Source organism: Streptomyces sp. NPDC054863, from assembly GCF_053610825.1.
On the sequence record NZ_JBSGZD010000506.1, the window covers coordinates 1 to 2,683 of the forward strand.

2 protein-coding genes are annotated in these 2,683 nt (G+C 67.8%); both read left to right on the forward strand.

Annotation, left to right across the window (positions count from 1 at the left end):
* Window positions 1-462: 462 nt before the first annotated feature.
* Entirely contained in the window at window positions 463-912 is a 450-nt protein-coding gene (locus ACWGIG_RS38330) for a PTS sugar transporter subunit IIA (protein WP_453326351.1), read from the forward strand.
* A gap of 77 nt (window positions 913-989) precedes the next feature.
* A complete protein-coding gene (gene ptsP, locus ACWGIG_RS38335) occupies window positions 990-2,660 on the forward strand; it encodes a phosphoenolpyruvate--protein phosphotransferase (RefSeq protein WP_453326352.1) in 1,671 nt (556 codons plus the stop codon).
* Window positions 2,661-2,683: the final 23 nt, after the last annotated feature.

The window sequence follows — 2,683 nt, forward strand, 5'->3', positions numbered from 1 at the left end:
CGCGGGCTTTCCTCCGGACGTTTTCGTTCAGTTTGTTTCTGTTGTGTTCTTGCGTTTCCGACTCTATCAGACCGTTTCCGTTCCGATTTCCTCGGTGCTTTCCAGGTTCTTCGCTTTCGCGTTTTCCCTTTCCGGCGGTTCCGACTCTATCAGGGCTTTTCCGTTTCCCTGACCACTCATTCCACGGCATGCGGAAAGAGAGATCCGAGATAGGATCAGCATTCAAGAGGCGCTGCCGACACAACGACCCGCAGAGAAGCGAGTACGTGTTGGGGTCAGGCAGGAGTACGACAGTACATGGCACCGGTTGTTGAGGCAAATCGTTTCCGGTGCATCCCAAGGTCGTCCAAGCGGCACCTCTCATGCGGAACCGGGACTTCTTATGACTTACCCTCTGAAGCAGGTATGCCGTCCAGGACAGGTAGTGACGGCGCCGCACAAACTCCGCCCCTGGGAGGCCCCATGACCAGCGTGACGTCCCCTCTTGAAGGTCGCGCCATCGGACTCGCCGCAGTCCCCGACCCCGTGTTCTCCGGAGCGATGGTCGGTCCCGGCACCGCTATTGACCCCGTGCGCGAGCCCTCCGCGGCCGTGTCGCCCGTCGACGGTGTTGTCGTCTCCCTGCACCCGCACGCGTTCGTCGTCGTCGACGCCGAGGGCCACGGTGTGCTCACCCACCTCGGTATCGACACCGTGCAGCTGAACGGCGAGGGCTTCGAACTCCTCGTGAACAAGGGTGACACCGTGACGCGCGGCCAGGAGATCGTGCGTTGGAACCCGGCCGCGGTCGAGGCTGCCGGCAAGTCGCCCGTATGCCCGGTGGTGGCGCTCGAAGCCACTGCCGACGCTCTCTCGGACCTGGCCGAGGACAGCGACGTCAAGGTCGGCGACGCTCTCTTCAGCTGGAAGTAGACGTCAGCGCCGCAGTGACGGCGGGTAGTACATCCAACGCGGCGGCACGGTCCGCCGCAACTAGCGGAGACGGTGAAATGGAGACAACGCTGCGAGGCGTCGGCGTGAGCCACGGTGTGGCGATCGGCGAAGTTCGGCACATGGGTACGGCGGTTCTTGAGCCGCCGGCCAAGCAGATTCCCGCGGAGGAGGCGGAGCGCGAACAGGGGCGTGCCCGTCAGGCCGTGGACGCTGTGGCAGCCGATCTGATGGCGCGTGGCAACCTGGCGGGCGGTGAGGCTCAGGCAGTCCTTGAGGCTCAGGCGCTGATGGCTCAGGACCCCGAGCTGATGGCCGATGTAGACCGTCGGATCGCTGTCGGCAGCACGGCCGAGCGCGGTGTGTACGACGCCTTCGCCTCATACCGTGCACTGCTCGCCGGTGCCGGGGAGTACCTGGCCGGCCGGGTGGCCGACCTGGACGACGTGCGGAATCGTATCGTCGCCCGTCTGCTGGGCGTTCCGATGCCGGGTGTGCCGGACAGCGACGAGCCGTACGTGCTCATCGCACGGGACCTGGCGCCTGCGGACACTGCTCTGCTCGACCCGGCGCTGGTGCTCGGGTTCGTGACCGAAGAGGGCGGGCCGACCAGCCACAGCGCGATTCTTGCGCGGGCGCTGGGTGTGCCTGCCGTGGTCGCGCTGCCCGGTGCCGGTGAACTGGCCGAGGGCACGGTCGTGGCCGTCGACGGCAGCACGGGCGACATCTTCGTCGAGCCGAGTGCCGAGAAGCGGGCCGAGCTGGAGGCCGCTGCCGCCGCGCGCAAGGCCGCGCTGTCCGCGTCGACCGGCCCCGGTGCCACGTCGGACGGTCACAAGGTGCCGCTGCTCGCCAACATCGGCGGTCCGGCTGACGTACCGGCTGCCGTGGAGGCGGGGGCCGAGGGCGTCGGCCTGTTCCGGACCGAGTTCCTCTTCCTCGACGACAGCAAGCAGGCTCCTTCGGAGGAGTCCCAGGTCGAGGCGTACCGCAAGGTGCTGGAGGCCTTCCCCGAGGGCCGTGTGGTCGTGCGTGTGCTGGATGCCGGTGCGGACAAGCCGCTCGACTTCCTGACGCCGGCCGAGGAGCCGAACCCGGCTCTGGGTGTGCGTGGTCTGCGGTCGCTGCTGGAACACCCGGAGGTGCTGCGGACGCAGCTGACCGCGCTGGCCAAGGCCGTCGAGGGTCTGCCCGTGTACCTGGAGGTCATGGCTCCGATGGTGGCGGACCGCACGGACGCCAAGGCGTTCGCGGACGCGTGCCGGGAGGCCGGGCTGCAGGCGAAGTTCGGTGCGATGGTGGAGATTCCGTCCGCCGCGCTGCGGGCTCGGTCCATCCTGCAGGAGGTCGAGTTCCTTTCGCTGGGGACCAACGACCTGGCCCAGTACACCTTTGCCGCCGACCGTCAGGTCGGTGCGGTGTCGCGGCTGCAGGACCCGTGGCAGCCCGCGCTGCTCGATCTGGTGGCGGCTTCGGCCGATGCCGCCAAGGCCGAGGGCAAGAGCTGTGGTGTGTGTGGCGAGGCTGCCGCGGACCCGCTGCTCGCGTGTGTGTTGACCGGTCTGGGTGTCACCTCCCTGTCGATGGGCGCGAAGGCCATTCCGTATGTGCGCGCGACGCTGGCGAAGCACACGCTGGCGCAGTGCGAGCGGGCGGCTGCCGCGGCGCGTGCCGTGGACACCGCCGAAGAGGCCAGGGTTGCCGCGCAGGCGGTGCTGTCCGGGGAGTGACCCGACAGCGTTGACGCTTTTTC